This window comes from Winogradskyella pulchriflava (assembly GCF_042434315.1).
In the GTDB taxonomy this organism is placed as follows: domain Bacteria; phylum Bacteroidota; class Bacteroidia; order Flavobacteriales; family Flavobacteriaceae; genus Winogradskyella; species Winogradskyella pulchriflava.
In genome coordinates, this window is the sequence record NZ_JBHLTQ010000001.1 from 562,515 (window position 1) to 587,521 (window position 25,007).

A 25,007-nucleotide genomic window follows, 5' to 3' on the forward strand; every position below is an offset into this window, starting at 1 on the left:
TTAAATTTTCTAAATATAACATCAAGCCATTATTCTTGGTGACTTTTTATTTAGAAATCTCTTCTACTAATAATGATGATGGTAAAATATACACATCACAATTTTTATTAGTCACCCCCTCCCAGTCTTCACTATTTTTTTGTTCTGTAGTTGGCCCCAAAATAATCTTCACATTACTTGTCATTATTTTACCCTCAAGCGAACACAAAAACCAATCTTTACTTATTGATTTTATTGTTGCATTTACGTTTTCAAAATTCCCTCCCAAGCTTTTCTTTTTTACCTGTCCATTTTCTAAGTCGAAAACAGCGTCAACTCTATTTGGATAATCTCCTTGAATTCTAAGCCCAAAATAGGCGTCTCGTCTTCCTTTTTTTACAAGTATGCTAGTTTTATATACCCTCCCTGGATTTACTTTAATATTAGGAGTAACAGTATAAGAATTTGTAGAAGCATCGTCTCTAGATAGATTATAAATATCTCTATTATCACTAGTTATTTTTGTTTTAGACAATATTGTATTGTTATTTATCCAGTTAGCCGCATCTGGTACTTCTATACGTTCTACTACTGCGCTTTGAACTATAATACCTTTAGCTATTGAATTAGTTTCTAATGTAATATTTTCAATACCAAATCTGTTTTTAAGGCTCATTAGCTCAGTTCTCATTATTTCTTGATTAAATTCTAGATTCTCAATTGAAAGACCCTTACTATAAAATTCTTTTATCAATGTTTTTTCCAATTTCTCTGACTCTTCTTTATACTCGGAAATTAAACCCCTTAGGTATTCGGGATTTGATACTTTTTCTAGTGCGTATGCTAATTCTTTTAAATAAACCGAATCCTTTTCTTTATTTACAAACATAAAGTGCGTGTATTTTACAAGTTTATTTCCTGAGTTACCATCAAATGCGATAGGTTCTAGTAAAGAAGTAATAGGGTTGTAATAAAATCTTAAATTTATAATATAGGTGCCGTGTACAGCTCCAAAAAGATTTAAAATAGCATTTTGCATTGCAAGTTTTTTAACATCAAAAACTTCGTCAATCGTTGTATTTCCTATATAAACACTTTCAAGTAATCCTTTGCTTAGTTTAAAATAGCCATTCATGGTGCTATCCAAAATAGTCTTCTCTTCAGAAAATGGTAATATTGGGAACTTTGCTCTTTCTACTATACTATGATTCATGAAGTCTTCCCAAGAGTACCCTAGCGATGATCCGGCCTTGATGCTTTTTTTAACTTCATTCCACCAAACATCTTCTGAAAATTTTAGTATTACACTTTCTTTAGCTGCGTTACTCTCTAAGGTTCTCTTATCAAAGGTTTCTTCCATTGCATATAAACCTACATCTCTACTTACATATTTTGATGAATTATTACTTTTTATATGTATTGCACCTTCTAAAAAATTATAGCGTAAACCTAATAATTTTTCTCGCTTTACCGCTTTTAAATACAGCCATTCCGCAAGGTAATGATGTCCTCTAGTTTGAGGGTGGTGAATTGAGAATTTTCGCATTCCCAAAATAGTCTTATCATTTTTTAGCTTAACTCTAAATGACCATTTTTCACCCTTGAGGTGATCTGTCCAATCCCCTTTTAGTCTTACTTCAGCCCTAAAATCTTCACCATTAAAAGAAATAGTAGCCGGTACATAATCACTATCTCTTGTCTCTAGAATGCCAGTCGCTAAAGCTTCAAGTCGTTTTTTTTCAATTTTCTTAAACGACTTTTCATTAAATGTTATTTGAATTAAATCAAAGCTAGTTTTTTGTTCAAAATCAGGCGTTTTAGGGTACTTTTCAACTTTTCTATTGCTACTTAGCGAAAGTAAAAGCACTACTAGAAAAACTAAAATTAAAACAAACCATAAAGGAAACTTTTTTGAGGATTTTAGTTGCATCTAATTAATAATTTTCAATAAAGCTAAACTGAATGTCTCCAATAGTTTTTAAGTCGTTTTTAGCCTTAATAATACTTTCAAAATCATTAAATTCTATATTAAGAGATATCTCTGAAGAATTATTAACCGCATCTAATCTTTTTAAATCTATTTTTTTAGAGTATTTATTAAGTAGCTCTACTATTTTATTTTCATCTAAAGATTTATCGGATGTATTAGATATGGTTACGATTAAATTTTGTTGAACTACATTTTTAACAGTATTCATGTTTTGAATAACAATGTATAAAATAATTACTATTGCACCAGCTAAAGTTACCAATCTTTGATTTGCACCCATACCTAATCCTAATGCAATTGCTACAAAGAAATAAACGAGCTCTTCGGGTTCTTTTATCGCGGTTCTAAATCTAACGATAGACAAGGCGCCCACTAGCCCTAATGAGAGCGCTAGTGATGACTTTACAATTGAAATAACAAGCATAACAGTAACAGATATTAATACAAAGGTTTGCATTAATTTTTTTCTATTTGATAATGAATTGCCATACTTAGAATATACTAATCCCATAATATAGGATAGTATAATTGTCATAAATATATTAATTAAAAAATCAACTATTGATGATTCACCTGAACCGAATTGATTTGCTATGTCAGTTAAAAAATTTTCTCCTTGCATTCTGTTTTGTATTTGTTACTTTATTGTGGAAATTGTTTAATTGTATTTACGCCATTAACGTATTTTGAGTTTTTATTTAATCTAAAAGGAAATTGAGTTGAAATCGCATTTGCCATTTTATCATCCGATAAACCATATTTCAATTCTATAATTTTATTTGGGTCAGAATTTGGTGCAAAGTTAAAATTATTAAATCGTTTGTCAATCTTATAATAAAGTAATTTATGGTCTAACGTTAGCCTAAATTTATTGTCTGCTGATAAAAAATATTTTCTTAGATATGAATTTAATAAGGTTGGTGAAACCATTTTAATGGATTCTAATATTGGTAATGGTAAATTAGATGATTTAAAAACCTTTTGGATAGCCTCGTTATCAAAATTATTGTTTAAAACAAAAGGAGTTAGTTTGTAAGACCACTTATCTCCAACCAAGCCTTTTTTAATCTTTATTTCTAATACAGGGTTCTTTATCTCACCTAAAGTATCTCCATACCAGCGGATTCTTATTTTTTTTCTATTTGAAACACCAAGAACATTATCAAAATAATCATTGTGGGCTACTGTGTCAAAGTAAATATTATTTACTTGGCGCATGTGAAACACTTCTCTAAATAATGCTTTATTTCTCTTAATAATTTGCTCGATAGAATTTAATGAAAACTCATTAGGAACTGTAAATTTACGTTCGTATCTATAATTGTGCGTTATATCAAGTAAGTGAAAACTCTCACTTTTAGTGAAATTTTTAACCTGTTCTAGAAAATCATCTACTATCATTATTGTGGTGTATTTCTGGTTTCATCACTACTTCTTCCAAACTCAACACCGTACATTCTGTCTTTTACATTTTGTGTGGTTTCAATTTTTTTATTATCAACAAAAAGTGATGAAGAACTCTCTATTAAGTACTTTGTTTCTATACCCTTCATTGAAACCCCGTTGACAGTAATTTGTGACGGTCCAAATTCTGGTTTCTTCTGAAATGCAGTAAAACCAAGTTTAGTTTCTGAAATTTTTAAATTTTTAGCGTTTATTATTGATAAATCTTTTCCCGCAATGGCAATTGCGCTCTTGTGTATATCAGCACCATCTACAGTCATTATGCTATCCTCACCTGCACTGAGTCCTTTATCTCCCGCTCCAGTAATAATTACATTCTTAATTACTAAATCAGATCCCGAAACATCAATAGCATCATTTCCTAAATTATCAAACTGACAATTCAATATGCTCCCTTTTACAAAATCACCATCAAAAGCATCAGACTGTGTGTTTGAAATACTCACTTGATTCATCGTGAAGTTTGTCCTTACAATATTCAAAGCATCTTCACATTTATTGTTTTTAACAGAAACGTGCTCAAGCTCTACTGGAGATTCATAAAATGTAACAGCACCCGTAACACCCCAACTTCCGTGCGTAGGATTCCTTAATTGATCAAAAACAACATACTTTAATGTCGATTTCTTTTGCTTACTTAATACTAAAATGCCTTGTCCTCTCTTATCAGATGAATAAACTTTAATAGGTCTTGTCTCAGAACCTATAAAACTTAATGGAGAGTGAGAAACTATTTTTCCGCCCTCCATAATGTTTACAATTGTTCCTGGGTTTAGCTTAAAGGTATATCCTTTTTTAATTACTAGTGGAGTTGATATCATTACAGAATCTTTAGAAAAAGAAATTTCCTTTTTTTCTTCTTCAATAACAATATCTTGATGATTATTTGTATAGGTAGATGTTCTAAATAAATCATCCTTAACATTATTGCTTTTTTGATATGGTATAATTGATGTGGCGTAGTTTTTATTGACTCCAACAATATGATATTGAATATTTAAATCATATATGTGCTTTGGCAAAACAAAACCTGTCACTTTTTTCTTTTTACTAACAAATAAATTTTCGAAACTTCGAGGCAGATTAATAGTTATTGTATCTCTTTGACCACTTGAAATTTCTCTTACAGGGTTTAAACTTGTTATTTCCTTTTTGTCTAGATGATTCAACCCAAGCACTTCAATAGGATAGTTGGAAAGATTAAAAGCACTAACAATCATTTTTTTAGGGTTAACAGAAATCAATTCAACTTTTAAGGCAGAGGAAGGATTTAAACTCTTTTTTATTGCATTTTGGTTTGCCTTTATTACATCTTTGTTAAATACTATATTAGTATTATAATTGTTAATTAATGCCAGCTCATATTTAAAAGAAACATTATCCTTAATTAATGTGCTATAAAAATCCATATTAGAGACTTGGTCTAAAGCCTTAACTAAGGATACCAAATAATTATGGTTTTTAATATTCGGTTTTCTAACAAACTTCTGTACAGTCCATGAACAATTCGAGTCTACATAAAATGGTTCTAATATGTTTTCTTCGGTATTATAGGCTAAATAAATTTCTTCATTACAATTGTCAACAAACACATTCTTTAGCGCATTGAATAGAGCAAGTTTTTCAACATTAAACACCTCCTCAAAAGCTGAAGATTCGTTAATAAAACCCATTAATAATTGTTTTGCCTGATCGCTATGAACTCCTACAAATTTAATTTGCTTTAATAATCCTTGCTCTCTATTATTAATTCCATTCCAAAAGGTTTCGTGTTGGGTGATTTTTCCAATTGTCTTACCACTGGAATTGCAATAGTCGTTAATATCTTCGTTTGTCTTGAAAAGGCTGTCATTTCTCTCTGAATAAAAACTTGACAAAACATCTATATTATGGTTTTTTAATGTTTTTATAAATAGTGAAATGTAAGGGTTTGGCTGATAAGGCTGGCTTTTATCGTTTGCATCTTGTAGAATACCTGTTAGAGCTTTCTTATCTAAATCTCTAAATGGTTTTTCAATAGTAGTGTACCATGGTTCATTTTTTGAGTTATTTCCGTTTTGTTTAATTACGATTTTTTTAATGTCTATTATTGGTAACTCCATTTTAAACACACCATAAGCTTTGTTGTCACTATTAAATACTACTGCATCTTTTGTTAAATTTAATGTTAAATAATCTGTAAACTCTTTTCGGTGTCTAGTTTCTAATGGGTAGAGCTCTACAGTAAAATCTTGTTTCACATCAACAATGCTGGGGAATGTTTTAAAAATAACAAGCTCTCTTATAGCAAGGTCCTCAAACACAGAGCAATAAAATGTAGAATCATTTTTTTCAACCTTGCTTAGTAATTGAGCATATGCATTAGGCATATTGGGAAAATATGGATTTATGCTATTAATAGACGTAAATAAACTGTCTTTATTCTTAGTTAAAAACAACGATAATATTAATAACAATACTGGAATTCCCAGTAACAGTTTTAAGGGTGTTTTATTTTTGTTATTAGTCATTTTATTAAAATTAAAAAGAATCATTTGTACTATAGTCTTCTAACTTCCCTAATCCATTTATATCTTCTCCATTTAAATGAATTAATCTAAAATTAACTTCTCCACTATTTAAAACATCGACAATCACAAAATTATCTCTTATTCCTCCTCCCATACCAGTACCAATATATGTAATATTATCTTTTTTAAAATATAAATACTCTGTTGGATAACGCTTTTTTCTTTGCTCGCTTGAAAAGGCACCTAAATCCCCACCGAAAAGAAAAATGGGTTTTCCTGATTTTGTAAGAAGAGGCTCTATTTCTGACCAATAATTTACTTCTTCGCCCCTTCCGTATGTAGAATTAGGGAAGGGTTTTGAGTATTCACTTGGTGTCCACCAAATTATTTGGTGGACAAAAACAAATATGTTTCTAGCTTTTTTTCCTTTATTCCTTATTGTATTCTTTAAAAAAATTAATTGGTCACCAGAAATGCTCCAGCTATCTATATTTCCATCAAGAACAATAAATAGGTCTTTATCTTCACTAAAGCAATAGTAGGATTCTCTAAATCTCTTTTGAAACGATTTTAACGAACCGTCATGATTTCCTCTAACAATATGAATTGAATCTTGGAATAGCGATATATCTTTTATGGCAGCATCCCAATAGCTGGGTTTCCACACCACATCTCCAAGTAAAAACCCCATCTTTAGCGTCTTATCTTCATTAATAAATGTGATTTTTTCCTTAAAAGGCTTAAAAAGACCATATGGGTGAGATTCATCCATAGGATTACCATACGTATGGCCTGCTGCAAAGAAAGAGTAATCAACTTTTTTAGGAGCAGAACAGCTTAAGGTTACAATTAAAATTATTAATACTAATAAGGACTTCATTGTAGTTTGTTTTTATAGATTTCTTCAAAAGCTACTTTTTCATTTTCCCATCCATTAATAATGGCTTCATCTTCTTTGTTATAATTTAAAAACCATATTTCAATCATGTTTTTAACCTCAGGAAAATCTTTTGTTAAACCATTAAAACTCTCAATATCAATTATTTTTTTTTCTTTATCGCTAGGTACAGCGATAATTTTATAATCTATTTCGCCTTTGTCTATTAATTTTAACATCCCAATAGGTGTGATTTCCATTACAGTGCCTATTTCAACATTTTCTGAGAGCACCAAAACATCTAAGGCATCTCCATCTCCTCCCTTTTTAGGATCTGAATATGTTGAGGGAATAAATCCATAATTACCTAAATATGGTAAAAATTCTATCACTCTATCTTTGTTGTTTTTCTTGTCTATTTCAAAGGTTCTTATTTTTTTGTTGTATTCAATTTTTTTATTCGTACCAGCCGGAATCTCAATCACAGCATTAACATTTTTATCTGAAGATAGTGAGGGTAAGTTATAATAATCTGTCTTTTCACTGCAGCTATTACAAAATATCACTAAAATAAATAATAAAAGTATATTTAATCGCATAATAATTTTTTAAATAGTGAGTGTTTAATATAATAAAGGTAGCTTTCTAAGCCTGATTATTCTATTGATACTTTCTCTAAAGTTAAACTAGATGGCAATACATAAATATCACAATTATCAGGTGTTCTAATTGTCCAGCCATTTACGTTTTCGTTCCCTTTTGTAGGCCCTAAGAATATTTTAGCATCATCAGCAACGACAACCGCACTAACTATACATTTATACCATCCATCACCTAATTCTTCTATCGTTGCGTTTTCTGATTCAAAATCTCTTGTTTTTTGCACGCCTTTTACAGTACCGTCTTCTAAATTAAAAACAGCATCTACTCTATCTGGATAAACTCCCATAATTCTTAACCCAAACAAACTACCATTTTCTGCCTTCTTTACAATTACACTCGCTCTATAGGTCATTTCATATTCCACGAAAATACTTCTTGTGTGCGCATAAGATGATTCTGTTAATTCCTTGTTCCTTGATATTAAATAAACTGATTCTCCAAGATATGTTTCAGATGTTTCTTTAATCTCTGTACCGACAGTTCCCCATGCCGGAAATGGAGCAAATTCAATTTTAGTAACCACCTCAATAGGTGTGTCTAACTTATTTCCATCATTGTCTGGTATCTTTTTGCTTTTATTCTTGCAAGAAAATAATGCCAATAAGAGAATTAAAATTATTCTATTCATTATTTTTAGTTTTTAAATTTTAACACCATCTTTAAATAAATATTTCTTCTTTGCTGATAATAAATCAAAATTAGTATAATTTAAAGTCGTTTGTTCAAATACCAATTAAAAGCCTTTTTTATACCTTCTTCAAGCTCTATTTTATGTTGCCATCCGAGGTCATTTAACTTAGATACATCTGTAAGTTTACGCATAGTCCCGTCTGGTTTATCAGAGTTAAAGATTAATTTTCCATTAAAACCAATTATTTCCTTAACAGTTTCCGCAAGTTGGGCTATAGAAACATCTTTCCCTGTTCCTATATTAATATGTGTATTTCTAATTTCCTTTTCATTTTTATTATAGGTGTCTGAAAAATTTCTATTCTCCATAATAAATACACAAGCGTCTGCCATATCCTCAGACCATAAAAATTCGCGTTTAGGTTTACCTGTTCCCCAAATTTCTACACTTTCAGCCGATACACCAAATGTTGATAGATACACTTTTGCCTCTTCTATGGTTTTATGTTTCGTGTCTGATAAAACATCTTCAAAACGATCTTCACTTAAAAGTTTTGCTAAATGAATTTTTCTAACCAAAGCAGGTAGTACGTGTGATTTTTCTAGGTCAAAATTATCATTAGGCCCATATAAATTAGTAGGCATTACAGATATAAAATTGGTGCCATATTGTAAATTATAGCTTTCACACATTTTTATTCCTGCAATCTTAGCTATGGCATATGGCTCATTTGTGTATTCTAAAGTATCTGTTAATAAATAATCCTCTTTCATAGGCTGAGGACAATTTTTTGGGTAAATACAAGTACTGCCCAAAAACAAAAGTTTCTTTACATTGTTTTTATAACTTTGATGAATCACGTTATTCTGTATCATCAAGTTTTCATATATAAAATCCGCTCTATAAACATTATTTGCAATGATACCTCCAACTTTAGCTGCTGCTAAAAATACGTAGTCTGGCTTTTCGGTTTCAAAAAAGCGTCTTGTTTGCTCCGAATCTGTTAAATCGAGTTCTTTATGGGTTCTAACAATAGTGTTATTGTAACCTTTTGTGTGGAGGTTGTCTAATATAGCACTGCCTACTAAGCCTCTGTGACCCGCAACATATATTTTAGAATCCTTATGCATTTTTACTCAAAATAATTTTTGATTCTATAACCACCGTCCTGAAGGTATTGCTGTTTCTGCATTAATTTAAGATCACTAGACATCATATCTTCCACCAGTGCTGGTAAATCATATTCGGGTATCCATCCTAATTTTTCTTTTGCTTTTGTAGCGTCGCCTATTAGTAGATCTACTTCTGTTGGTCTAAAATATTTTTCATCAACTGCCACAACTTCTTTTCCAGTTTCAATTTGGTAATTGCCGTTGCATGACTTTATATAGCCTTTTTCATCAGAGCCTTTTCCTTTGAACTCTAGTTCAATTCCAACATGGGCGAAACACATTTTTATAAAATCTCTCACTGTAGTGGTTTTACCGGTTGCTATTACCCAATCTTCTGGCTCGTCGGCCTGAAGAATCATCCACATCATTCTTATATAATCCTTAGCGTGTCCCCAATCTCTTTGGGCATCAAGGTTTCCTAAGTAAATCTTGTCTTGCATTCCCAAAGCAATTCTTGAAGTGGCTCTGGTTATTTTTCTTGTAACAAAGGTTTCTCCTCTAATAGGAGATTCGTGATTGAATAATATGCCGTTACACGCATACATGCCATAGGCCTCTCGGTAATTGACTGTTATCCAATAAGCATACATTTTAGCTACTGCGTAAGGACTTCTCGGGTAAAATGGAGTGGTTTCTGTTTGTGGTACTTCTTGAACTTTTCCATAAAGTTCTGATGTTGAGGCTTGATATATTCGGGTTGTTTTTTCTAATCCTAACATTCTAACCGCCTCTAGTATTCTTAAGGTTCCTATACCATCTGCATTAGCAGTGTATTCTGGTGTTTCAAAAGACACGTGTACATGGCTCATTGCGGCTAGGTTATAGATTTCGTCTGGTCTTACATCCTGAATGATTCTTATGAGATTTGTACTGTCTGTTAAATCACCGTAATGCAAAAAGAAGTTTTGGTTTTCTTCATGAGGATCTTGATATAGGTGGTCTATTCTATCTGTATTAAAAAGCGACGATCTTCTTTTAACTCCATGTACTATATATCCTTTTTTTAGAAGAAATTCGCTTAAATAAGCGCCGTCTTGTCCTGTTACTCCTGTAATAAGTGCTATTTTTTTCATTATATGTAATCTTATTTAATATAGCTTATAGCTTGCAAAGGTAAACTTTTAATAAACTTTTGCGTCTCGTATTTTATAAACTGATGCTAATCTATTAGTTTATTTATTACTTCCTTAAGGCTTTCCTCCCATTTTTTAAACTTCTTGTAAACCCTTTGAGTTTCAATGTTATCTAACACACTATATTTAGGCCTTTTTGCTATTGTTTTAAAATTATCAGTTGGTGAAATATTTGTTTGCCTGTCTGGATATAGATTTTTCACTATTTCTTTAGCAAAACCATACCAAGTTGTGCTTCCTTGAGCTGAAAAATTATAAATACCAAATGGCAAATTATCTTCATTTACAATATGAAAAATAAAATGAGATAGATCTATACAACTCGTAGGTGTACCTATTTCCTCAGTGGTTACTTTTAAACTATTATTCTCTCCGATACGCTTAACTATTGTCTTAAAAAAATTTCTACCATAGACAGAATACAACCACGACGCTCTAATAATATAATGCTCTTTTAAAGCTTCCTTAATACAATATTCTCCTTTTAGTTTTGACTTTCCGTATTCATTGATTGGATTAGTCTTATCACTAATTGTGTATGGTGTTCTCTTTTTTCCATCAAACACATAGTCAGTAGAGATGTGTATAAGTTTTATGTTTTTTTCTCTACAGGTATCTGCGACATTCTTTGCACCTTCAACATTGATTAAAAACGCTTCTTTATTGTCTTTTTCTGCAGCTTCTACGTCAGTATATGCCGCACAGTTAACACAAAAATTAAAACTATGTTGAGCAAAAGCACTTTCAATACTTTGCCTATTGGTTATATCTACATCTTGCTTTGAATAGAACTTATATTTACAGGATTCTTGATTGACCAAATACTGTAATGTCTTACCCAACTGACCCTCGGAGCCTAAAACAGCAATATATTTCATAATTTGGCATTTTCAAAGGTTGGAAGTAATAAATCTTTCTCAGAAATTATTAGTTCGTTAACATCTGTAAAGCCCCAATCTACGTTTAACTTCTTGTCACTGTATATGACACCTGCCTCAGCTTTTTTATTGTAGTAATTATCACATTTGTAACTAAATATTGTCATGTCTTCTAAAGTAAAAAAACCGTGTGCAAAACCCTTAGGGATAAAGATTTGGGTTTTATTGGTTTCAGATAAAATTGTAGATATATGTTTACCGAAAGTTTTAGAGTCTGGTCTGAGGTCAACTACAACATCTAAAACACGTCCCTTTATAACTCTAACTAATTTGGCCTGTGCAAATTTCCCTGTCTGATAATGCAACCCTCTTAACACTCCCTTAGAAGATTGTGACTCATTGTCTTGTACAAAATTGATGTCTAATCCTGTGTTTTTATAAAATTTGTATTTGTTAAAACTCTCTATAAAATAACCTCTCTTATCTTTAAAAACCTCTGGTTTAATTATATAACACCCTTTTAATTTTGTTTCTTTTATTATCATTTTTCTTACTCAATCAATAGACTTAAAAGATGTTTACCATAACCACTTTTTGTTAATGATTTTATGGTTTTTTTAAATTGTTCCTTGTTGATATAGCCCATTTTATAGGCGGCTTCTTCTATTGCTCCTATTTTCAATCCTTGGCGTTCTTCTATGACCTGAACAAATTGCGAGGCTTGCATCAGCGATTTAAACGTACCTGTATCTAACCAAGCTGTACCTTTATCTAATACACTTACATTCAGTTTACCTTGGCTTAAATATATTTTATTAACATCTGTAATTTCTAACTCACCTCTTTTACTTGGCTTTATACTTTTAGCAATTTCTATAACTGAATTGTCGTAAAAGTAAATTCCAGGTACTGCATAATTAGATTTTGGCTTTAGCGGTTTTTCTTCGATTGAAACCGCTATCCCGTTTTTATCAAACTCAACCACACCATAACGTTCAGGGTCGTGAACATGATATGCATAAATAATTCCACCATCAGGGTCATTATTCTGTTGTAGTAAATCTGCAAGACCCGTACCATAAAAAATATTATCCCCAAGAATTAAGGCAACCTTGTCATCTCTTATAAAATCTTCGCCTATTAGAAAGGCCTCAGCCAATCCATTCGGTGATTCTTGTATAGCATATTGAAAGTTACAACCGTATTGTTTACCATCACCTAGAAGCCTTTTAAACAACGGTAGGTCTTGTGGAGTAGAAATGATTAAAATCTCGTTTATACCGGCCCACATGAGGGTTGATATAGGATAATAAATCATAGGTTTGTCATAGATTGGCATTAACTGTTTACTTACAGCTAGGGTTATTGGATGTAATCTTGTGCCAGAGCCTCCAGCTAAAACAATTCCTTTCATGCTTTCTCGTATTTATTCAGATACCATTCTACTGTTTTTAGGATCCCTGTTTCAAAATTTTCTTTAGCTCTCCAACCTAATTCATCTTCAACCTTTGAAGCATCTATCGCATATCTAAAATCATGTCCAGGTCTATCCTTAACAAAAGTTATTTGTTCCGAGTAGTTTTTTTTCTTTGGCCTAATTTCATCTAATATTTCACATATTTTATTAGCAATATATAGATTGTTCCTTTCGTTTTTGCCTCCAATATTGTAAGTTTCCCCTGATTTTCCATTTTGAAAAACTAAATCAATCCCTCTACAATGATCTTCAACATATAACCAGTCCCTTACGTTTTTACCATCGCCATATATAGGAATATTATCGCCATTTATAGCGTTTTTTATAATTGTTGGTATTAATTTTTCATCATGTTGCTTTGGTCCATAATTATTACTGCAGTTTGTGGTTACCACATTCATTCCGTAAGTGTGATGGTAGCTTCTAACTATAAAATCTGATGATGCTTTAGAGGCACTATATGGGCTATTTGGAGCATAAGGTGTCTGTTCTGTAAACAACCCTGTTTTTCCTAGAGTTCCATAAACCTCATCGGTTGAGATATGGTGAAATCTATTGTTCTCACAACCTTTTTTATATGAAAATGATGAATCCATCCAAAAAGACTTAGCGGTATTCAACAAGTTATAAGTGCCAAATATATTTGTGTTGATAAATGCGTCTGGACTTTTAATGGAATTATCTACATGAGATTCAGCTGCAAAATGTATTACATCTGAAATGTTATAGGTCGTAAATAATTTATTTACCAATTCCGCATCACAAATATCTCCCTTAATAAAAGTATAATTGGTATTACTTTCTACAGTGTTTAAATTAGAAAGCTTACCGGCATAGGTAAGCTTATCTAAATTTACAATTTTAATGTTTTGATATTTTTGTAAATAAAATAAAATAAAATTTGACCCTATGAAACCTGCTCCGCCAGATATTAATATGGTCTGGTTTTTATTCATAATCTTTAATGAATTTAAAAGCTTTCATAAACAAGAATGTAAGAACAATAATGGTCAGTGCTATAATAGGAAATAAAATCGAATACCTCTTTTCAAACTTTTTCTCAGGAGTTCCTATATCTTCAAAATTAGACAATACATCATAAAAATCACTTTTTGTAATTAATTGCTCGTCTAAACTTCTTATTGAATCTCTTAGTCTTATTTCTTGATTAAACAAATCATACTCATGAGTAACAGATTTTTCCTTGGTCATAGGAAGAAGCCCCTCTATGCTTATTTTTCCACCTTCTTCTGATTCAGTCTTTAGGACTTGTAAATATATTTGTTGTAAACTATCACTCCGTTCTAATTGTTTTATATATGTCTCTCTTTTAATCTTAAATGACTTATCTCTTAAGTCTTTGAGTTTCTCAGAATATTGATTTTTAAAAGTTTTTTCAAAGCCTTTATCCAAACTAACGAAAATATCTTTTTTATAGGATTCCGCAGTAATAGAAAAAGTACTCCCTGATAACACATTTCTATTTTCGATGAAACTTTCATATGTTAGTTCTTGACTTTGTGCCAAGGTACTATCTATTCCTTTTATATAGGTGTCATATTCCACCAAAAGATCGTTCGGTGTTTCTGGACCTATTTCTATATCAAAAGCAATTAATTCTTTTGCTACAACACTATCAAATTCAAATATTTTTGACAACTGATTATAATCTTTTGCTTTAATCAAGGCGTTAAAATATTCTACATTATTCGCTAGTTGGTATTTTGAATCAAAATAAGGCTTTACCAACATACTAGACACAAAAACAGGTTTGCTTAATTTCTCTATAATAAAACCAGCTATTGCCGCCAGCATTAAAATGACAAGAACCGTTTTAATATTATTTACTAATGGTTTTAGAGAATATATAATTATTGAAAAAAGTGTCCTAAAAACCTTACCTATAAAACTAAATAGTTTTTCAAACATTTTGCCAATAGCAATAAAAAGCTGCCCTAAATCTACTTCTTCGGTCTGCTCTCCTTGTGGTAATTTTTCACTCATTTTCTATGAATTAAATATTTGTTCTAATATCTTTTTTGTTATTACATATGTAGGTTTAACTCCTGAGGCCCCTAAACCTCCAGATGCTAAAGTACTCCCTGTTTCTAATGGGTTGTCACTGGCATAATATGCATATCTAACTTTTACATCTTCATTAATACTTCCTCTAACTTTGGATGCTGCTTGTATAGCTTTTTGGTAATGCGCACCTTCCATCTCTAAACCTATAACATTCCAAGTGGATTTTTTAAAGAATTTCAAAATCTCTTTATTCTGTAGTGATGTTCCTAAAACGGTGACCATAGTGCCCTCAAAAACATCAACTCCGCAATCTAACAAATCACTTTTACTTAATTCGTTTTTAAATGGGTAATTATCGGCCGTTCCTTCAAAAATATGGGCAGAAGGAATCATAACATCTCCTTTCCCTCCTTCAAGAATACCTGCTTTACCCATAATTGAAATAGACTTAACATTTAAATGTACGTTTTTACCGTCCACTTTTATTGGCTTCAAAAATTCATCTAAAGTCTCATAGGCTTGTTCACCAAAAGCATAGTCCATTACAAAGATAACAGCCTTGTCATCCTTATTTGATTCTGCATACTTAAAGTCAGTTTTAGAAAAATCTATTTTATCTGTGTCAAATATTTGCACATCTATGTTGGTTCCTGAAGTATCTTTAATATAGATCATTCCGTTTTGCAACGCAGATTTTTCTACTTTATTGCGTTGTGTTAAATTTTTAGAATCGCTTAAAGTTTCAAAAACCTCAAAAATATCCTTTTTAGCTTCAGCACCCTTTAATGCGCTTTTAGCAAAAAGTGAATTCATAACACTATGCATATTCGCACTAATTATATGGATTGGTCGTTCCAACAAGCCATTTTTGTGCAGCACAGATTTAATGGTGTCTGCCCAAGCTTCACCGTGAATATGGTGACCTAGACGCTCTCTTAAAACCGGACTAAATGTTATGGTTCTCTTTTTGTTGTTAATGATTTCTTCTATCGCCAATTTACCCAACCAATAAACAATGTGAAGCAAACGCTCTGGTTGATTTTCTCTAGCAAATTTAGGGTACGCTTCTGTTAGTTCGTTAAAAGTTCTTCCTAAAATATTTGCCGTATGTGTAATGGCAATTTCTCGCTCTTTTTGATTAAGCTTTTTAGTAGATGTAACTGCGCTTTCTAATTTTTGCCAATCCCTAACTGTACCACCTTCTTCATCAATAATAATGCGTTTGCTAATTTTATGAGACTCAACGAATAGAAAAGTAAGATGCGTCAAGATATCATAGATTTCTGAACGCCCTCTTGTAATTTCAATATTCATTTGTTCATCGTCAATACGGTAACAATTACGACGTCTTTTGGGTGGAATTATAGGTTTAAAATGCGAATTAGCGTAACCTTCATCACTTGTTAGGTTGATAAACGTACACTCTTCTATACCTTGAGGTAAGCGGTCTATAACATATAATAAGCCTTCTAGCTCGGCTTTTTCATCTGCAATTGAACCATAGATTTCTGGGCGTAATAATAATAGAGCTTCGCGCAATGTTTCACCTGAAACTCCCATTGGTTTATAAAACCCACGATTAAACAAGTGACGCATCGTAATATACATGCGTTCTATTGCATTAGAGCTTTCTTGAGCTCTCGTTCTTTCATGTCTCTTTTTTGTTGTACTCATACGTTATTTTAACCTACAAATATAGCTTTATTTAGTTAATTGAAACTCATATATTTTGTCCGCAATTTTCCTATCGTTTGAAAGTCTTGGTATTTTATTTTGCCCTCCTAATTTACCTATAGATTTCATATAGGTTTGAAATCCTCCTTTTTTAACTTTAGTTACCTTTAAAGGCCTCAACACCTTACCCACTATCAAATCTAAATAATAACTGTTTTGTTTTTGAAGTGATTCCTCTAGGTCTTTAATGAATTTTAATTCGTCTTCAGGCTCGTTTTCAAACTCAACAAACCATTCGTGATACGGTAAGCCTTCTTTGGGATTAATTTGTGGTGCAACAGTAAATTCATTTACTGAAATAGGAGTGTTTTCTGTGGCCTCCCTTAAGGCTTGTTCAACTTCTTTGCCAATAACATGTTCGCCAAAAGCGGAAATAAAATGTTTTATTCTGCCACTAACAATAACTCTATAAGGTGTTAGCGAAGTAAACTCAACAGTGTCTCCAATATTATATGCCCAAAGACCTGCAGTTGTAGAGATAATCATTACATAATTCAATCCAAGCTTTACATCTTTTATTGTAATTCGTTTAGGATTGTCTTCAAAAAAATGTTCTGCTTCAACAAATTCGTAAAAAATACCAGAGTTTAGCTGAAGCAACATTCCTTTTTCATCTTGTTTGTCTTGAAATGCAAAAAAACCTTCACTAGCTGGATACAATTCTATACTATCAACCTTTCTGCCTATTAAGTTTTCAAACTTTGCGCGGTAAGGTTCATAATTAACACCTCCGAAAATAAAAAGGTTAAAGTTTTTAAATATATCACCTACTTTTTTGTTCTTCTTTTCAATGAGTTTTTCAAAATACATCTGTACCCATGATGGTATTCCAGAAATCACAGTCATATTCTCATCTTCTGTTTCGTCTACAATGGCATTTACTTTGGTTTCCCAGTCTTCAATGCAATTAGTTTCTAGAGTAGGCATTCTGTTTTTTTGAAGATATTTAGGAACGTAATGTGCCACAATGCCTGACAATCTTCCAAGTTTGATTCCGTTTTTTTCCTCGAGAATTGGACTTCCCTGAAGAAAAATCATTTTGCCATCTACAAACTTAGCATTGCCTGTTTCGTGGATGTATAACAGAATTGCATTTCTTGCTGCTTCAACATGTGTTGGCATGCTTTCCTTTGTAATTGGAATATATTTTGCACCAGATGTGGTTCCTGAGGTTTTGGCAAAATAAACAGGCTTTCCTTTCCAAAGAATGTCTTTCTCTCCAGCTACTACACGTTCTACATAAGGTTTTAATTCTTCGTAATCTCTTATAGGAACTTGAGCCTTAAAATCTTCATATGTTTTAATAGTGCCAAAATTATGGTCCTTGCCAAAAACTGTTTCTTTTGCTTCTATTATAAGGCTTTGAAAGACTTTGTTTTGTGTTTCAACAGGTTTGGATGCCCATTTCCTAATACGCTTGGCTATAAGGCTGGCAAAAGGTTTCGAAAGTGCTGCTTTAACCGATGGCATTACTGAAAATCAATAAAATTAGTTGGATTTACAGGATAACCCTTGCTCCAAAGTTCAAAATGAAGGTGTGGCCCTGTACTTAATTCGCCTGTACTACCAGACATGGCAATAACTTCTCCTGCTTTAACCAAATCTCCTTGTGTTTTTGTTATAGCAGAATTGTGTTTATAAACAGAAATCAATTCCTGATTGTGCTCTATAATTACCACATAACCCGTTTCTACTGTCCATTCTGCAAATATAACCGTTCCGTCTGCAGTGGCTTTTACAGGTGTTTCCGTTGCTACAACCACATCTACTGCAAAATGTTTTTCTTCAATATTGTATCCTTCTGATATTGTGCCATTAACTGGCGGAAACAACACAAAGTTTACTTGGTTAGACGACTCTTCAAATAAATTGTATTTGTCTTCTTTTTCGACTTTTTCCCTCAACAAAGAATCTTCTTTATTAGTTGACACCTGAATAATATCCAAATCATTTTTTGCGGCTTCTATAATAGAGTCTCTATTAAACTCTACAGTCGTCACATCTCCTGTTAATACCTTGCGGATTGAGGCGTAATAACGCTTATTTAATTCTAACTCCTGAACCAGAGAATCTGTTTTGTAATTAAGCATAGACGCTTCTTTCTTTAATTTTGCCGAAGAATAACCTGGAATATATTCGCGCAGAGGAGTGAATGCAATTAATAAAATGGTAAAAAATACAAGGAAAATTGCTGAAAGCGAAGTAAGCACAAAAACATTAAGTCGTGTTAACTTAATAGCAAACCGTTCTTCAAAAGTATCTTCATTTAATATAACGAGACGATACTTATGAAGTAGCTTCTTAGCAAATTTCTTTTCTTTCTTTTCCTTTTTTGGCATCAGAACAAAATTAGTTAAAATAGTGAAATAGCACTATCAATAAGTGCTAAAGTTGGCTTTACAACGTTATATTTAAACTATAATTACTAACTTTGTAATCTAAATTTAAAATTATGAGTTTAAGCATTGTCCCATTAGCAATTGGAGCTCCTCAGATAATTCTGATTGTAGTTGTTGTTTTGTTACTCTTTGGAGGAAGAAAAATTCCTGAATTAATGAGAGGTTTAGGTAGCGGCATCAAAGAATTTAAAGATGCAAGTAAGGAAGATCCTGCGGAAGGTAAAGAAAAAGAATAGTATATATTCGTAACATAAAAAGTAAAGCCAACTAAATTAGTTGGCTTTTTTTATTACTTGATAGTTATAGATTTAATCATGGATTCTAACTCAAAAACATATTCTCGCTTGTTTAAAGATGGTGCATACACATATCCATCTGCAATTAAATAACGCTTGTTTACCTTATCCTCAATGGCATAAGTTATAAATGGTCCAGCCATGGTATAGCCTTTCATCTCCCAAAGACCTCTTACCTCATAAGCAGGTTTGTTGTCTATAATCGTATTAAAAAGTGCAGGCGCATAAGCATCTTCTACAGCCATATATATACCATCTTCACCTGGAATTCTTGTTTTAGTTATCTCATCGCGCATCTTTACAATATCTACGACAGTGCTGTCTTGTGAAATGGTTTCCATTGGCACTTCGTATAACATCAACTCTATGGTTTTTGTATTACTTAGGTTTTTTCTAACCCAAATAAAGTCATCTTCAGCTTTTGCAATTCTATAAACTGATGGCATATTAATAGTTATACCAAGATTCTTTTCAACCTTGTTGATATCCAATAAAGACAGTTTTATACGTCTTTGTTTTTCATTAACTTCTTCTTTATTAAAAGCATCTATAATCTTTTCTTTGTTTTCTTTTAACTGAGAAATGATTTCCTGATTTGTTTTTCCACTGACAACAACGACAGTTTGAGGTTTAGCGTAAACTTCATTTGCAATTTTAGTTGCGGATTGCTCTGCTCCTTTTTCAATTTTAAGTATAATTCTGCTTCGTGTAGCAAAACCATCAAAAACTTGAGGTGGAATTTGTTTTAAGTCGAACATTGGCTCTTCAACAGGTAAGCCGTTTAGTGGCGCTGCAAAAATTTTTCGGATGTCTTCACCCACATTTCCTTCCCATAATAAGTTATCTACTACAATTGAGATGGTGTTTAGTTTACCATTGGATCCTGGTAAATATGCTTGTTTGTCTTCCTTGCTGTTCTCTCCACATGCCAAAAAAAGCACACAGCAAAATACGGTGAATAAAGCTCTCATAAATTTTAAAATTTTGTCGGTTTATTTATTGAGACACAATGAGTGTCATTCCTATTTTCAATTTGTTACCACTAATATCATTCCAATCTTTAAGATTTTGGACAGAAACTCCAGAAAATTTTTGAGAAATACTCCATAAAGAGTCTCCAGACCTTACTACGTAAGTCTTTTTGTCTTTGGTATTAACCACCTTTTTTGTTGTCGTGGGACTAGATGTAACACTTGGGTTTCTAGGATATATCGTTAACCGCTGTCCTATTTTGAGATTGTTGCTTCTCAATCCATTCCATCGTTTTATTTGGCTTACCCTTACTCCGTATTGTCTAGCAATTTTACCTAAATAATCACCACTCCTAACACGATAACTTATTTTGGTGTCCGCATTGAACAGTTGTGGCAATGGTTTTTCGCGCTTATCAAACTCTATTTTTGCAAACTTATAGATTTTATCTTCGTTTGCTGTAAAAATTCCAACAGCTTCTCTTGGCAAACGTAACGTATAGGTTTTGCCTTCAACTTTTGGGATAACATCAAGCTTGTATGAAGGATTTAAAAATTGAAGCTCCTCTATTTTAACACCTGTTGTTTCGGCAACCTGATCTAAAGATATCATGTGTTTTACATGTACAGTATCCGTTTGTATATGTTGAAAAGGTGGTCGTTCTGGTTTAAAACCATGCTCATTAGCAAATTCAAAAATGTACATTGTTGCTAAAAAAGCTGGTACATAACCAGCTGTTTCTCTTGGTAAATTCTGACGAATATTCCAATAATTCTTGTAGCCTCCTGAGCGTCTTATCGCTTTATTTACGTTACCTGGTCCTGAATTGTATGCCGCTAAAGCTAAGTCCCAATCACCAAATATTCTATACAACCTCGACAGATATTGTGCTGCCGCAGTTGTGGATTTTATTGGGTCGCTGCGGTCATCTACATAACTGCTTACATCTAATTTGTGTTCCTTCCCTGTACCATACATAAACTGCCACAAACCTGTTGCTCCAACACGTGATCTTGCCCTTGGTTTTAAAGCAGACTCCACAATGGCAAGATACTTCATCTCTAAAGGTATGTTGTAATTGTCAAATTCTTGCTCAAACATCGGGAAATAGAAATGGCTCAAACCCATTAAACGCTCTAAAGACGTTCTTCTGTGCTTTAAATAGCGCTTTATCACACTTTCTAAAGATGGGTTATATTCCACATTAAAAGGTGTTCTAGCATTAAGGCGTTTTAGCCTTGCCTTTAAGGTGTCTGTAGTTAATTCAGGATAATCAATAGGCTCATAAGTGAGTTCTGTTACAGATTTGTAAATGGTATCGAACAAAGCATTGCTATACAATTCCTCTAACCATTTTTGATCTAATTCTACTGCTTCAGGTAAATCTTGCAGGTTTTTAATGCCTAGTGAATCGATTTCAGCAGGAATTGTTTTTTGTGGCGCAATAAGCTTACCATCTATAACAGAATCTTTAACAACTGTAAGTGTTGGTTGTTTTGCAATACTATCCGTTTTGGTTTGAGCGAACCCAAAAGATACAACCATACAAAAGCAAGCTAACTGAAAGGTTTTAATGGTCATAATAATTGATTGAGTATATTAAGTTCTTAACGTTGTTAGTGCTAAAAATAGTATTTTTTATGAGTTCTAGCTCAAAATAGCCGCAATACCTGGTAAAGTCTTTCCTTCTAAACTCTCTAGCATGGCTCCTCCACCTGTACTTACATAGCTCACTTTGTCCTCAAAACCAAATTGTTTTACTGCGGCAACAGAATCACCACCACCAACTAAAGAAAACGCTCCGTTTTTGGTTGAAGCCGCAATTGAGTTACCTAAAGCAATTGTTCCTTTAGCAAAACTTTCTAGCTCAAAAACACCTAGTGGACCATTCCATAAGATAGTTTTGCATTGCTTCACCACATCGTCAAAATTTTGTAACGATTTTGGCCCAGCATCTAAACCTTGCCAACCATCAGGTATCTGTTTTACATCACAAATTTGTGTGTTAGCATCATTACTAAAAGCATCTGCCGCAACAACATCTACAGGTAAATGGATTTTTACTCCTTTAGCTTCAGCTTGCTTCATAATGTCTAAAGCCAACTCCATTTTATCGTCTTCACAAATGGAATCTCCAATCTTTCCTCCTTGTGCTTTTATAAAGGTAAAAGTCATTCCGCCTCCAATAATTAAATGATCTACCTTATCTAAAATATTTTCTATTACCGTAATTTTCGAAGACACCTTTGCTCCACCAAGCACAGCCAAAACAGGCTTTTCTCCATCTTCCATCACTTTTTTAATACTTTCAATTTCCTTGGCTAATAATTGCCCAAAGCATTTTGCGTCTGGAAAAAACTCTGCAACAATGGTAGTAGAGGCGTGAGCTCTGTGAGCTGTTCCAAAGGCATCATTAACATAAATATCTCCTAATTTTGAAAGCTGTTTAGCAAAATCTTTATCTCCTTTTGTCTCTTCCTCGTGAAAACGTAGATTTTCAAGTAATAAAATTTCACCTGATTGTAATGCATTTGCCTTTTCTTCAGCTTCTGATCCTACACAATTTGAAGAAAACTTTACTTCAACACCTAATATATCTTCAATTTTTGGAATAATATGTTTTAGAGAAAACTCATCTTGCACACCTTTTGGTCGTCCTAAATGCGACATTAAAACACAACTTCCGCCATCTTCTAAAATTTTAATGATTGTGGGTTTCGCTGAAACAATTCTAGTTGCATCGGTAACTTCGAAATTATCATTTAAAGGCACATTAAAATCTACTCGGATTAGTGCTTTTTTATCTTGAAAGTTGAAATCGTTTAGAGTCTTCATAAGTTTTATTAAAAGTATATCAATGATTTAATTAAGTCAACAAATATAAAGATTAGAAAGCATAAAAAAATTACATAGTTTTGCCTTATGCAATTTTCTGAAGTTTTAGGACAAAAACACATTAAAAATCACCTTACAACAAGTGTTGATGCTGGCAGAATTGCCCATGCCCAATTATTTGTTGGTCCAGAGGGTTCGGGCACATTGCCTATGGCACTGGCTTACGCACAGTATATACTTTGTGGTAATAGTAATGGCGAAAATAAAGGTGGTAATGATGCTTGTAATTTGAAATTTAAAAACTTTTCACATCCAGATTTACACTTTGCATTTCCTGTTACCACTAGCGACAAAGTAAAAAGCAAACCTGTTTCTAGCTTTTATTTAGAAGAATGGAGGCAGCTTCTAGATCAACAACCTTATGGCAATTTATTTGATTGGTACAAGCTTCTTGGAGTAGATAATAAGCAAGGGCAGATAGGTGTTGACGAAGCACTTGAAATTGTAAAATCGCTTTCACTAAAATCTTATGAAGGAGGTTACAAAGTGATGATTATATGGATGGCTGAAAAAATGAACACTTCTGCTGCCAATAAGCTTTTGAAGTTAATTGAGGAACCGCCAGAAAAAACCATATTTATTCTTATTGCTGAAGATGAAGAGCAAATTATAAACACTATAAAATCGCGTTGCCAGATATTGCATTTTCCTCCTTTGGCAGAGGAAGCAATTACTAAGGCATTAGTGAAAAATTATCATATTGAAACGTCTGTTGCCACTAAAATTGCACACCAAGCAAATGGTAATTATAACAAAGCTTGTGATTTAATCTATCAGGACAGTGAAGATATTCAATTTGAAAAATGGTTTATTCTTTGGGTGCGTTCTGCATTTAAAGCCAAAGGGAACAAAGCGGCTATTCACGATTTAATTTCCTGGTCTGAAGAAATTGCAAAAACTGGCCGAGAAACCCAAAAGAAGTTTTTAGACTTTTGCCTTAACTATTTTAGGCAAGCACTACTTCTTAATTATAAAGCTAATAGTTTGGTTTATTTTGAGCCTAGGTCTGAAAGTTTTAAACTCGAAAACTTTGCTCCTTTTGTTCACGACTCAAATATTTTAGAAATTTCTGATGAATTGCAAGATGCCATTTATCATATAGAACGAAACGGTAACCCTAAGATTATTCTTACAGATTTATCTATCAAACTTACCCGTTTACTCCATAAAAAAAGCCAAGCATAGGCTCGGCTTTTTCTAGTAATTAAATAGTGTTTATTCTTCAGTTGTGTCTTCTTCTTCTGAAGTGTTTTTTGCTTCTTCGTCTTTGCTCTCGTCAGCTTTAGCACCATAATCTAAATTAATGGCTTTAATTACCTCTTTGGTAATATCATTAGCTTCTGCTCCGTATAAAACACTTCCCGCCTGATTTTTTCCTAATATAAAGGTATAACCGTTCTTTTTGCCGTAACCGTCTACGAAATCATTAACTTTTGAAATCACAGAATCCATTTCCTTATTAAAACCTTGTTCCATCAATTGCTGCTCATATTGCATTTGTTGTTGAACTGGTTGCCACTTCTGTTGAAATTTTTGTGATTCTTCCTCTTGCTTTCTTAAAGACATTTTACTCAATTGCATTTGAATCGTCTGTACTTCCATTTGGTACACTCTTCCAATACTATCTCTTCGTTTTGAAAATGCATTGTTTTGATCTTCATATTTTTTTTCAATGTCTATTTTCATCTGATAATCATTTATAACATCTCCATTGTCAATAAATGCTAATTTTTGTTGTTCTTGGCAAGATGAAAATGCCACCAAAGCTATTAATACTATAATTACTCTTTTCATATTTTGTTATAATTAAATTTTTGCAAATGTATAAAAGTTAGGTTGTGATTTCCTTATTTTTTCAACTATTGACAGTATCTATAAAGAAACCCGTTTTGTATTTTTATAATCTATAATA

23 protein-coding genes are annotated in these 25,007 nt (G+C 32.5%); 2 read left to right on the plus strand and 21 right to left on the minus strand.

Going from position 1 to position 25,007, the window contains the following annotated elements; translation table 11 throughout:
* Positions 1-46 precede the first annotated feature (46 nt).
* The 17 genes from ACFFGA_RS02510 to ACFFGA_RS02590 all read right to left on the minus strand — a co-directional run bounded on the left by ACFFGA_RS02510 (position 47) and on the right by ACFFGA_RS02590 (position 18,872).
* Positions 47-1,909 (minus strand): phage head spike fiber domain-containing protein, encoded by a 1,863-nt coding sequence (locus ACFFGA_RS02510; RefSeq protein ID WP_386059180.1) that lies wholly within the window; start codon positions 1,907-1,909, stop codon positions 47-49.
* A gap of 4 nt (positions 1,910-1,913) precedes the next feature.
* Complete coding sequence (locus ACFFGA_RS02515) at positions 1,914-2,591, minus strand: DUF4956 domain-containing protein (protein WP_386059184.1); 678 nt, start codon at positions 2,589-2,591, stop codon at positions 1,914-1,916.
* A gap of 20 nt (positions 2,592-2,611) precedes the next feature.
* The gene (locus ACFFGA_RS02520; RefSeq protein WP_386059187.1) at positions 2,612-3,370 is read right to left on the minus strand and encodes a VTC domain-containing protein; all 759 of its coding nucleotides are present in this window, start codon (positions 3,368-3,370) and stop codon (positions 2,612-2,614) included.
* Positions 3,370-5,943, minus strand: a complete 2,574-nt coding sequence (locus ACFFGA_RS02525; protein WP_386059190.1) for a hypothetical protein — start codon at positions 5,941-5,943, stop codon at positions 3,370-3,372. Before ACFFGA_RS02525 ends, ACFFGA_RS02520 begins: the two co-directional genes overlap by 1 nt.
* A 10-nt stretch (positions 5,944-5,953) precedes the next feature.
* Positions 5,954-6,823 carry a metallophosphoesterase family protein gene (locus ACFFGA_RS02530; protein WP_386059193.1) on the minus strand — a complete coding sequence of 290 codons (870 nt, stop codon included), beginning with the start codon at positions 6,821-6,823 and terminating at the stop codon, positions 5,954-5,956.
* Positions 6,820-7,419, minus strand: coding sequence for an inorganic diphosphatase (locus ACFFGA_RS02535; protein WP_386059196.1), 600 nt, complete (start codon positions 7,417-7,419; stop codon positions 6,820-6,822). The genes ACFFGA_RS02530 and ACFFGA_RS02535 overlap by 4 nt, the downstream gene beginning before the upstream one ends.
* Before the next feature lie 56 nt (positions 7,420-7,475).
* A complete protein-coding gene (locus tag ACFFGA_RS02540) occupies positions 7,476-8,111 on the minus strand; it encodes a phage head spike fiber domain-containing protein (RefSeq protein WP_386059199.1) in 636 nt (211 codons plus the stop codon).
* Between the two features lie 80 nt (positions 8,112-8,191).
* Positions 8,192-9,244, minus strand: coding sequence for a GDP-L-fucose synthase family protein (locus ACFFGA_RS02545; protein ID WP_386059201.1), 1,053 nt, complete (start codon positions 9,242-9,244; stop codon positions 8,192-8,194).
* A 2-nt stretch (positions 9,245-9,246) separates the two neighbouring features.
* Positions 9,247-10,359 carry a GDP-mannose 4,6-dehydratase gene (gmd, locus tag ACFFGA_RS02550; RefSeq protein ID WP_386059204.1) on the minus strand — a complete coding sequence of 371 codons (1,113 nt, stop codon included), beginning with the start codon at positions 10,357-10,359 and terminating at the stop codon, positions 9,247-9,249.
* Between the two features lie 86 nt (positions 10,360-10,445).
* Complete coding sequence (rfbD, locus tag ACFFGA_RS02555; RefSeq protein WP_386059207.1) at positions 10,446-11,297, minus strand: dTDP-4-dehydrorhamnose reductase; 852 nt, start codon at positions 11,295-11,297, stop codon at positions 10,446-10,448.
* Positions 11,294-11,842: a dTDP-4-dehydrorhamnose 3,5-epimerase gene (gene rfbC / locus ACFFGA_RS02560; RefSeq protein WP_386059209.1), complete on the minus strand. Its 549-nt coding sequence runs from the start codon at positions 11,840-11,842 to the stop codon at positions 11,294-11,296. The genes rfbD and rfbC overlap by 4 nt, the downstream gene beginning before the upstream one ends.
* A 5-nt stretch (positions 11,843-11,847) precedes the next feature.
* Complete coding sequence (gene rfbA, locus ACFFGA_RS02565; RefSeq protein WP_386059212.1) at positions 11,848-12,711, minus strand: glucose-1-phosphate thymidylyltransferase RfbA; 864 nt, start codon at positions 12,709-12,711, stop codon at positions 11,848-11,850.
* Complete coding sequence (gene rfbB, locus ACFFGA_RS02570; RefSeq protein WP_386059215.1) at positions 12,708-13,730, minus strand: dTDP-glucose 4,6-dehydratase; 1,023 nt, start codon at positions 13,728-13,730, stop codon at positions 12,708-12,710. The genes rfbA and rfbB overlap by 4 nt, the downstream gene beginning before the upstream one ends.
* Entirely contained in the window at positions 13,723-14,778 is a 1,056-nt protein-coding gene (locus ACFFGA_RS02575) for a hypothetical protein (RefSeq protein ID WP_386059218.1), read from the minus strand. Before ACFFGA_RS02575 ends, rfbB begins: the two co-directional genes overlap by 8 nt.
* Positions 14,779-14,781: 3 nt before the next feature.
* On the minus strand, positions 14,782-16,473 hold the full coding sequence (locus ACFFGA_RS02580) for a DUF6909 family protein (RefSeq protein ID WP_386059220.1): 1,692 nt from the start codon (positions 16,471-16,473) through the stop codon (positions 14,782-14,784).
* Positions 16,474-16,500: 27 nt separating this feature from the next.
* The gene (locus ACFFGA_RS02585; protein WP_386059223.1) at positions 16,501-18,003 is read right to left on the minus strand and encodes a GH3 auxin-responsive promoter family protein; all 1,503 of its coding nucleotides are present in this window, start codon (positions 18,001-18,003) and stop codon (positions 16,501-16,503) included.
* Positions 18,003-18,872: a M23 family metallopeptidase gene (locus tag ACFFGA_RS02590; RefSeq protein WP_386059226.1), complete on the minus strand. Its 870-nt coding sequence runs from the start codon at positions 18,870-18,872 to the stop codon at positions 18,003-18,005. The genes ACFFGA_RS02585 and ACFFGA_RS02590 overlap by 1 nt, the downstream gene beginning before the upstream one ends.
* Before the next feature lie 113 nt (positions 18,873-18,985).
* On the opposite strand from ACFFGA_RS02590, the gene tatA reads away from it, so the two are divergent.
* Complete coding sequence (gene tatA, locus ACFFGA_RS02595; RefSeq protein ID WP_386059229.1) at positions 18,986-19,168, plus strand: twin-arginine translocase TatA/TatE family subunit; 183 nt, start codon at positions 18,986-18,988, stop codon at positions 19,166-19,168.
* Positions 19,169-19,221: 53 nt separating this feature from the next.
* Here the strand turns inward: tatA and ACFFGA_RS02600 are convergent, their stop codons facing one another.
* The 3 genes from ACFFGA_RS02600 to ACFFGA_RS02610 all read right to left on the minus strand — a co-directional run bounded on the left by ACFFGA_RS02600 (position 19,222) and on the right by ACFFGA_RS02610 (position 23,035).
* Positions 19,222-20,199, minus strand: coding sequence for a DUF4837 family protein (locus ACFFGA_RS02600; protein ID WP_386059232.1), 978 nt, complete (start codon positions 20,197-20,199; stop codon positions 19,222-19,224).
* Positions 20,200-20,224: 25 nt separating this feature from the next.
* On the minus strand, positions 20,225-21,781 hold the full coding sequence (locus ACFFGA_RS02605) for a lytic transglycosylase domain-containing protein (protein WP_386059235.1): 1,557 nt from the start codon (positions 21,779-21,781) through the stop codon (positions 20,225-20,227).
* 66 nt (positions 21,782-21,847) lie between these two features.
* Entirely contained in the window at positions 21,848-23,035 is a 1,188-nt protein-coding gene (locus tag ACFFGA_RS02610) for a phosphoglycerate kinase (RefSeq protein ID WP_386059237.1), read from the minus strand.
* A gap of 87 nt (positions 23,036-23,122) precedes the next feature.
* Here ACFFGA_RS02610 and ACFFGA_RS02615 point away from each other — a divergent pair, with 87 nt between their 5' ends.
* Positions 23,123-24,280: a DNA polymerase III subunit gene (locus tag ACFFGA_RS02615; RefSeq protein ID WP_386059240.1), complete on the plus strand. Its 1,158-nt coding sequence runs from the start codon at positions 23,123-23,125 to the stop codon at positions 24,278-24,280.
* 30 nt (positions 24,281-24,310) lie between these two features.
* Here ACFFGA_RS02615 and ACFFGA_RS02620 read toward each other — a convergent pair whose 3' ends face one another.
* Entirely contained in the window at positions 24,311-24,889 is a 579-nt protein-coding gene (locus tag ACFFGA_RS02620) for an OmpH/Skp family outer membrane protein (RefSeq protein WP_386059242.1), read from the minus strand.
* Positions 24,890-25,007: the final 118 nt, after the last annotated feature.

What these genes read in the sequence shown, in the direction of transcription:
- rfbB (WP_386059215.1), bottom strand. Translation starts at nt 13,730, where the DNA reads ATGAATAAAAACCAGACCATATTAATATCTGGCGGAGCAGGTTTCATA.
- ACFFGA_RS02530 (WP_386059193.1), bottom strand. Translation starts at nt 6,823, where the DNA reads ATGAAGTCCTTATTAGTATTAATAATTTTAATTGTAACCTTAAGCTGT.
- ACFFGA_RS02525 (WP_386059190.1), bottom strand. Translation starts at nt 5,943, where the DNA reads ATGACTAATAACAAAAATAAAACACCCTTAAAACTGTTACTGGGAATT.
- ACFFGA_RS02515 (WP_386059184.1), bottom strand. Translation starts at nt 2,591, where the DNA reads ATGCAAGGAGAAAATTTTTTAACTGACATAGCAAATCAATTCGGTTCA.
- ACFFGA_RS02590 (WP_386059226.1), bottom strand. Translation starts at nt 18,872, where the DNA reads ATGCCAAAAAAGGAAAAGAAAGAAAAGAAATTTGCTAAGAAGCTACTT.
- ACFFGA_RS02575 (WP_386059218.1), bottom strand. Translation starts at nt 14,778, where the DNA reads ATGAGTGAAAAATTACCACAAGGAGAGCAGACCGAAGAAGTAGATTTA.
- ACFFGA_RS02580 (WP_386059220.1), bottom strand. Translation starts at nt 16,473, where the DNA reads ATGAGTACAACAAAAAAGAGACATGAAAGAACGAGAGCTCAAGAAAGC.
- ACFFGA_RS02615 (WP_386059240.1), top strand. Translation starts at nt 23,123, where the DNA reads ATGCAATTTTCTGAAGTTTTAGGACAAAAACACATTAAAAATCACCTT.
- ACFFGA_RS02535 (WP_386059196.1), bottom strand. Translation starts at nt 7,419, where the DNA reads ATGCGATTAAATATACTTTTATTATTTATTTTAGTGATATTTTGTAAT.
- ACFFGA_RS02600 (WP_386059232.1), bottom strand. Translation starts at nt 20,199, where the DNA reads ATGAGAGCTTTATTCACCGTATTTTGCTGTGTGCTTTTTTTGGCATGT.
- ACFFGA_RS02610 (WP_386059237.1), bottom strand. Translation starts at nt 23,035, where the DNA reads ATGAAGACTCTAAACGATTTCAACTTTCAAGATAAAAAAGCACTAATC.
- rfbC (WP_386059209.1), bottom strand. Translation starts at nt 11,842, where the DNA reads ATGATAATAAAAGAAACAAAATTAAAAGGGTGTTATATAATTAAACCA.
- ACFFGA_RS02510 (WP_386059180.1), bottom strand. Translation starts at nt 1,909, where the DNA reads ATGCAACTAAAATCCTCAAAAAAGTTTCCTTTATGGTTTGTTTTAATT.
- ACFFGA_RS02545 (WP_386059201.1), bottom strand. Translation starts at nt 9,244, where the DNA reads ATGCATAAGGATTCTAAAATATATGTTGCGGGTCACAGAGGCTTAGTA.
- ACFFGA_RS02520 (WP_386059187.1), bottom strand. Translation starts at nt 3,370, where the DNA reads ATGATAGTAGATGATTTTCTAGAACAGGTTAAAAATTTCACTAAAAGT.
- rfbD (WP_386059207.1), bottom strand. Translation starts at nt 11,297, where the DNA reads ATGAAATATATTGCTGTTTTAGGCTCCGAGGGTCAGTTGGGTAAGACA.
- gmd (WP_386059204.1), bottom strand. Translation starts at nt 10,359, where the DNA reads ATGAAAAAAATAGCACTTATTACAGGAGTAACAGGACAAGACGGCGCT.
- tatA (WP_386059229.1), top strand. Translation starts at nt 18,986, where the DNA reads ATGAGTTTAAGCATTGTCCCATTAGCAATTGGAGCTCCTCAGATAATT.
- rfbA (WP_386059212.1), bottom strand. Translation starts at nt 12,711, where the DNA reads ATGAAAGGAATTGTTTTAGCTGGAGGCTCTGGCACAAGATTACATCCA.
- ACFFGA_RS02620 (WP_386059242.1), bottom strand. Translation starts at nt 24,889, where the DNA reads ATGAAAAGAGTAATTATAGTATTAATAGCTTTGGTGGCATTTTCATCT.
- ACFFGA_RS02585 (WP_386059223.1), bottom strand. Translation starts at nt 18,003, where the DNA reads ATGCCATCGGTTAAAGCAGCACTTTCGAAACCTTTTGCCAGCCTTATA.
- ACFFGA_RS02540 (WP_386059199.1), bottom strand. Translation starts at nt 8,111, where the DNA reads ATGAATAGAATAATTTTAATTCTCTTATTGGCATTATTTTCTTGCAAG.
- ACFFGA_RS02605 (WP_386059235.1), bottom strand. Translation starts at nt 21,781, where the DNA reads ATGACCATTAAAACCTTTCAGTTAGCTTGCTTTTGTATGGTTGTATCT.